This is a genomic window from Oleiphilus sp. HI0132, assembly GCF_001635845.1.
In genome coordinates this window covers 1-6,353 of record NZ_LWGJ01000556.1, presented here as the reverse complement: position 1 = coordinate 6,353, position 6,353 = coordinate 1, and the positions used below count along the sequence as shown (strand labels likewise).

Genomic DNA, 6,353 nt, shown 5'->3' with positions numbered 1-6,353 from the left:
ACTTACGGCCGCGTTGTCAGAGCTATTATTTGCAACTGAATTCCGCTTTAAACTATTTATTTGCTTAATAACACCGCCTTTATTGTCGGCAACCACCAACTTATCTTCCAGAATCATTACCTGTAACTGCAATGACTCATCATCCTGAGCTGAGCTTTGGTCTTGAGTTGGAAAATTCAACTCAAGCACACTCGTATGAGCAAAAATCATATTGATCAGCAAGATTGGTACAAGCACGATCATTAAATTCATAAATGCCGTGATATCCAGATCTGCTTCACTTCGTAAGCGTCGATGTTTGCGTTTCATAGTCGAGTCTGCCTATTTCGCTAAGGATTGATCAATAAAGTTGGTTTACAAAGACCAACTAAACAGCGGCTGCCGCATTAAGCCCTGAGTCAGCACTTGGCGACTGTGTAGCCTTAGCAGGTGCTGGAACCGAAGCTGATCGATCACTTAATAAGTTCATCACTTTAATGCCCGCCATTTCAAAACTATCGACAATCTCGTTAGTCTTTGTTTGAAGTACTGAGTGAACGAGCAATAAAGGAATCGCCGCAATCAAGCCGAATGCAGTCGTGTTCATCGCTACTGAAATACTTTGTGATAGCAAGCTAGCTTTTTGTGCAGGATCTGCCGAGGCAACCGCTGTAAATGCAGCGATCAAACCAATGATCGTGCCCAACAAGCCGAGCAAGGTTGAAACATTCGCTAAAGTTGCTAGATATTGCGTGCGCTTTTCTAAGCGCGGCATTGTTTCCAGCAAGCCTTCTTCCATCGCATATTCAATTTCTTCACGTGGCTGTCTGCGGCCTAATCGAACCAGACCCGCACCGATCATATTCGACATGGCGGTCTTAGACGAAGAAGCAAACTTTACAGCCGACTTAAAGTCCTTCCCGCTAATCATACGGTGAAGCTTATTAAAGTCCTGGCGGTTATTACGCTTAGCGACACTCAGGTAAACATAGCGTTCAATTGCAATCACCAAACCAACTACCAAAATGATTGAAATCGGATACATGAAGAATCCGCCTTCCTGAAAAAATCGAATTATTGTCTCGATCATAACAATTTACTCCTGGGGGTTTTCTTTGCTTTATGCCTTGTAGGCCATTTAAAATTTATACAATCATCAAGTGCACTGCGCTGACGATTGCAAACAATTGTGAAAATTGTAGATTGAAAAGAGAGAAAAGACGGTTAGATCACGAAAGGATTTGTTGCGAATTGTGTTCATGTTCTTCCATGCACATACTTTGTGTGACTCCTGTCATAGTTTGACGCCATATAGGCCAATATACCTTCTTTTAGCTTACAAGAACCTGTCTAAGTGATGAATCCTACTTTGGTATTGCGGGCACAGTAGTCGCTTTTACATTCTGTTTGCTGAAGGCTTCATGGTAACTTTGCATTCTCAGAAAGCTGGCCCGGTCAAGCGGCTGAATAGGACGTGACGATGCCAAGGTCTGCTCAGGTTCATCAAGAGAGTAAACCTTTGCTGGCTGCCAAGGAACCAAATACAAAACGGTAGGAAGCTCTTGGTTCCCTCGAATAGTCGCCCCTTCGATTGCGATCACAGTTCCTTCTGCCGCCACAACTTGCGTTAAAATAAGACAAGTCAGTAGCATTAAACATTGAGTTAATTTCATATCCTACAACTCCTTATTGTCTATTTTTGATATCAAAGATCCAGTCTTTTACCTGAGGGTCTGGCTCATCAAGTAAAGACTGATATTGCTCGTATAAAGGCAAAGCGTCCGCAAACTGCCCACGATATAAATCCAACAAGATACCCAAGTTTCTAATGGCTGTTATATCTTCAGGGTTCTGATCCAAAGCCTGGCGATAATAGTTCTCCGCCTGATCGAAATCGCCTTTCTCCCGCATAATTTGACCGAGATAGTTGAGTGCCGGGCCAGTAAACTTTGCCAAGTTATCCAAAATCTCAGCCCGCTTGTCTGTAGGCAGATCTATCGACGCCTTGTTATCAGCCTTTTGTTTGTTCTCCTGCCCAAGCGAGTCCTTCAGAGCGAGCACTTTCGATAAGTATGACTCAGCCTCTTCTACATTTCCCAACCACCAGCTACTAATGCCAAGGTTCAAGAGAGGCCCAGGGTACCAGGGGTTTTGCTGATGTATTTCTGCCAGAGTATGAAAGCTATCTTCAAGCTCATCGTTACCTTTGAATACCCCGGCAGCCATCGCTTGGTCCGATGAACTCTCTAGTGACTTCATCGTTTCAACAGCGTCTTGATATTGTGAAACTAATGCTTGTCGCGAATCTTCAGCGGCGATTGATTCCTTATCTATTTTTCCTTTTGTTGCACAGGCACTCAAGATAAGGCATAGACAAACCATCAAAAAACATGACATTGATTGCCTCAAACAGATGAATAGACCCTTAATACAAGTCATAGATGATCTCGCTCTTTAATTCAGGCTTATCGTAACGCCCCGGTAGCAATTCTTTTAAGGCATCAAAACTATTCTGAACCCAGTCATCGTAGATACCAATCCAAGACCTACTGGAGTTCTGTTCATGAATTTCAATAGCACTGTCTTCAAAGGGATAAGCTTGTTCTTCAAGAAGAATTTCGTACTGCTCTAGCTCCAGCTCGTTAAGGCCTGTAGGGCGATCAGAATCCATTAAGTCGCGACTAAGCTGAGCATAAATATCAGCCATGCGATATCCAGCTTCGGTCGAGAACTGAGAGACACCATAACTCGCCGTCTTTTGATAGGCTTTCATAGCTTTTTCCAAAGCTTTGGTTTTTTTAATCATGGTTTCGTTTAGAGGTAGTTTTAACTTGATTCGTTTGTACTGAATAAAGGCATCATTAGCCAAGACACTCGCAGCACCCGCCGCCAAGAAGCGCATGCGGTCATCTGCAGCATCACCCAAGCTATCGACCTTCTTCATTTGTTTAGCTAACCAAAAACGTCGCTTCAGGGGTTTATCCGTTTCTTTATAAAGTTGCGCCAAACGATGAGTCACCTCCATATAGACATCAGCTGGCTCGGCATAGGTATTCGCATAAAGCCGGTAACTGAGTATCGCCTCTTTCTTGTTGTCAGCCTTATCGTATAGCTCCGCTACGATAAACTGAATATCCTGCTTTTCCTGCTCGGTTTTTGCCAGCTTACGCATAATGCGCAACTCTCCGGCCGCTGCTTCCCACTGTTCTGTTTCACGATACGCTAAAGCCATTTTAGCAGGCAGCGTATCGAGTAAATTATGCTTTGGGTAACGCTTTCTGAAGTCTGAAATAACGTCGATAGCACGATGCCATTCTTTTAATTCAATCAAATAACCTGCGGCATCATATTCTGCGCTGGCTCTGAGGGTGGAAGTCGGAGCAACAAGCCCCACGCGAAGAAACTCGTCAACGGCTAGCAAAGTCTGCCCATCTGCCAACTTCGCCTCTGCCTGCTTAAAGACACTCGCAGCCAGGCTTTCAATTGTTGCAGCCCGGCGCTTGTCCTTTGCAGGCATCTGGGTCAATACCTCTTGATACGCACCTTCTGACAGAACAAAGTCATTTAAAGCATACAAACTGTGCGCTTTAATCAAACTACTTTCTAATAAGGTTTGTTTATCAAGCTTGGGCGCACCTTCAAACGAAGTCGGCCAGTCAATCAGGCGCTGAGCCAAAGGTAATGCCCCCTGATAATCTTTCCTGTCAAAATACTCAGAGCTCACGAGGTACAAAACCGGAACCGCTCTATTGTCTTGCTTGTGAATATCAACAAATCGCATTTGAGCCTGCTCCCGCTTAATACTTAAGCTTTCCAGAAGAGCTTGCCTTGCCTCTTGCTCTGTTGGCAGCTTATCTTTTGGCAAGGCTTTGATGCTATTTAAATAATCATCATAGAGCAGCACGGAAGCGTAAGCCGTATCACTACGACCAGAAAATTCTGAGAACTCATAACCAGCTCTTTCGAAAGCCGAAATCGCTTCTGGAAAATGTGACAGCTGTGTCTCGCTCTCAGCCAATAATACTAGGCGCTCTGGCAAGTCTAAATGATTGGGAAAGGTCTCGGTAAAGGCACGGTTATATCGAGCAGAAAGCGTATACTCATCAAGCGTTTTTTGCTTGCTGGCAGAACGTTTCTTAGCAGCCTTGCGTAACTGGCCGGCTTTAACGTAATGGCGATCAGCTAACTCTTTTAACAGTGGCTCCAGCTGCTCTTTTGTATAGCCCAGCGAGTCGGTCGCACTTTCAGGCTCTGGCTTCGGAGCATGCGTTTGCCAAAATTCACTGCCTAAGCCATAAGTCTCAACAAATCGCACTTTCTCGGGGTAGATATCTTTCTTAAAGCCTGCGTGAACCAGCACAGTGATGATCTGCATTTGATATTTTGGCGACCACAAACTCAGTGGCTGCCTGGCAATATAGTTCTTATAAACTAACACCGCGTCACTAAACTGCTCTTTATTCAACAGGAAGTCTGCATAGCTGGAGTAAACAACATGCTCATAATGTCGCTGGCCCGTTTCTGCAAACAGAGCCCCCAAGCTTTCTGCCCCACCCAAATAAGAAAACGACAAACTCATAACGCGCATTAAGTCTTCGACCAGAGTTTGATGCTGATTCGCAACCAAGGCCGAGGCTTTATCTTGATCAGCCGAGTCCTGACTTAACAATAAATCTAACACGCGGCTGTAGCTTACCAGCGCTAAAGAGTATTTTGCCTGTTTGAACAAACTCCAGCCTTGCATGTAGTGGGCGTTAGCCAAAAAGGGGCTTTCCTCTTTAGGCGCTTCAGTCAGAATCACGGCAGAAAATGCCTGCTCGGCCAGCCTATACAGTTCGTCAGTGAACAGGATCTCTCCGCGTCTAAATTGTACTTCGGCATAATAGTTTGAGCCCGGGTATTGCTCGGCAATTCGTGTCAGTATCTTCAGGTGTTGATCACGCAAACCTTTCAACTCATAGGTCTTTGCCAATTGATATAAGACGTGATCGTTATCATCTCTGTCTGGATACCTTTCAAGCAGACCTAAATAAGCAGTGATAGCGATATCCAGCTCATCAACAGCCTGCTCTGCCATTAATAATTCACCTTTCTGAAGCTTAAGATCGGCTAAGCGATGCAGAACCTTCATTTGCGTTTCAGGGTCTTTCAGCATAGGTAGCAGACGAGTGTAATTCTCGATAACTTCTGAAATTTCAAGACTTAAAGATGCCTCTCTATCAATCATCAAGACAGCAGGCTGAAGTGAAGCAATACTTTCAGGCCCATATAAGGGATAGGTTCTGGAGTCAAATAGCTGGCAGCCTGACAAAGCAAATAACAAGGTAAGCAAGCATGCTGTTCTAAGTAAACTCACAAGCTAGCCTCCTCTGTCGTCACGCTGGTTTTCTCTGCAGAATCCGAATGATAAACCTGGTCTGAAATTCGGGCTAATGACTCTCGCGAAGCCTTCAAATAAACACCCGCTTCAGCGATTTGCTTTTCGTAATCCTGTTTGGCCAAAGCAACAAGTTTATTTCTTGCTTGCGCAAGACTCTGGTCTAACTCCGTTCGAATTAGCGCTAGCTGCTCTCTTCCTTCAGAAACTCTCTTTGCTAGCGCTTCATTGCCACCATCAGACTCCAGTTTTGAACGTAACTTAGCTTGATATTCATTAAATTCTGCCATTTCACGATCGAGTGCACGAAGTTGTTTGACCGCCTGCCAACGATTGTTACTGAAGGACTCACTCAACCACCAACCGTAATAGGCTTTAACTCGATTCAGGCGCCGTTCGTAACGGCTACGCTTGCGATGATCATGTGGAATAAGTGCTAACGATGACTCGGCTTGCTCAATTTTCTTGGCATATTTAATCTGCTCCTCATTCATAAAGAATCGCAAGTCTTCAGTCTCGCTGGCATGATTAATCGCCGCAGCAAACCTGTCCTGCTCATCTTCCCAGTGTGCAGCGTCCTGGTTCTCCATCGCTTGCTTTGTTTGCTGTATTTTGTCTTCACGAAGCGCAATACGCGTTGCCATCATGGTGTCGAATGAGTCCAGCTGGCTAGCCCATTGAGATAAAGATTCTTCTAGCTTATACAGCTCATGCAGCTCACTTATCTGGCGCTGAAACGCATCCGTTGCCAGAAGGTGTGCAAAGCTATAGTCATTAGGCTGAACATTTAGCATGCCATAGGCATCATTCACTAACTTCGCATCACCTAAGGGGCGTGAAAGGTTCAAGGCGGCAATCAAACGCGACTCATCGACCTCTTGTGCTTGTCTGCCAAAACGCTCTTGTAAAGATTCATAATGCTCAACAGCCACTCGGTAGCTTTGGAGTGCAAGCTTTGTTTCACCCATTTGCTCGTACAGATAGGACAAAGCATAAG

General features: G+C 44.8%; 6 protein-coding genes. All 6 read right to left on the bottom strand.

All coding sequences use genetic code 11. The annotated features are described in order from the left end of the window. A partial coding sequence (locus A3766_RS06925) for a biopolymer transporter ExbD (protein WP_197479394.1) occupies positions 1 to 309 on the bottom strand: 309 nt, incomplete at its 3' end. A 58-nt stretch (positions 310 to 367) separates the two neighbouring features. Next, positions 368 to 1,069, bottom strand: coding sequence for a MotA/TolQ/ExbB proton channel family protein (locus tag A3766_RS06920; protein WP_068511508.1), 702 nt, complete (start codon positions 1,067 to 1,069; stop codon positions 368 to 370). A gap of 274 nt (positions 1,070 to 1,343) precedes the next feature. Continuing rightward, a complete protein-coding gene (locus A3766_RS06915; RefSeq protein ID WP_068553964.1) occupies positions 1,344 to 1,652 on the bottom strand; it encodes a hypothetical protein in 309 nt (102 codons plus the stop codon). A gap of 13 nt (positions 1,653 to 1,665) precedes the next feature. Beyond that, positions 1,666 to 2,376, bottom strand: coding sequence for a tetratricopeptide repeat protein (locus A3766_RS06910; RefSeq protein WP_197479393.1), 711 nt, complete (start codon positions 2,374 to 2,376; stop codon positions 1,666 to 1,668). A 28-nt stretch (positions 2,377 to 2,404) separates the two neighbouring features. After that, entirely contained in the window at positions 2,405 to 5,335 is a 2,931-nt protein-coding gene (locus tag A3766_RS06905) for a tetratricopeptide repeat protein (RefSeq protein ID WP_068641975.1), read from the bottom strand. Then, a partial coding sequence (locus tag A3766_RS06900) for a hypothetical protein (protein ID WP_197479392.1) occupies positions 5,332 to 6,353 on the bottom strand: 1,022 nt, incomplete at its 5' end. The genes A3766_RS06900 and A3766_RS06905, both read right to left, overlap by 4 nt.

Excerpts from the sequence above, each read along its gene's own strand:
- A3766_RS06920 (WP_068511508.1), bottom strand. The coding sequence starts at position 1,069 with ATGATCGAGACAATAATTCGATTTTTTCAGGAAGGCGGATTCTTCATG.
- A3766_RS06915 (WP_068553964.1), bottom strand. The coding sequence starts at position 1,652 with ATGAAATTAACTCAATGTTTAATGCTACTGACTTGTCTTATTTTAACG.
- A3766_RS06910 (WP_197479393.1), bottom strand. The coding sequence starts at position 2,376 with ATGTCATGTTTTTTGATGGTTTGTCTATGCCTTATCTTGAGTGCCTGT.